Below are 447 nucleotides of genomic sequence, written 5' to 3'. Positions count from 1 at the left end.
ACACCAGAGATACCAGCCATAGACTCAAGACCAATTCGCCATAATACGCGGTCACCGGAGACCAAGCTTTCAATACCACGGCGTAAGTTGCAGCGATGAATCTCTCCAGTCTCACTATCTTCAATATCGGCATGTTGCCCAAATCGAGTGATGACTAAGCCCTTCTTGGCTTCACCAAGCATTTGCTCATCCCATTGAACAGTATTGTCTTGTTGCAGTCGCTTCTTTTGATTGCCGCGCACTCGACGTACTTGCCCTTTGGTTAGCTTCTTCTTTTTAGCCATGTATTATTTAGTGTCCAGTTGGCTTTCTATAATTGAGGAGTATGATATACCCAATTGACCTCAAGATGCGAGACTAAGCGGTCACGGCTTACTTTTATGCAGCCCATATTAGTCACTCCACTGAGATTTCATTCTTTCACAACAATAATAGGCAATTTCATTC

The 447-nt window shown here is 43.8% G+C and carries 1 pseudogene; it reads right to left on the bottom strand.

From position 1 onward, the window contains the following. Window positions 1-284: pseudogene (locus AB4585_RS23280) on the bottom strand (ribosome biogenesis GTPase RsgA); the annotation flags it as partial. Window positions 285-447 lie beyond the last annotated feature (163 nt).

Source organism: Vibrio sp. 10N.222.49.C9, from assembly GCF_041474985.1.
GTDB lineage: Bacteria > Pseudomonadota > Gammaproteobacteria > Enterobacterales > Vibrionaceae > Vibrio > Vibrio crassostreae_C.
This window is presented reverse-complemented; position numbering and strand designations above follow the sequence as displayed.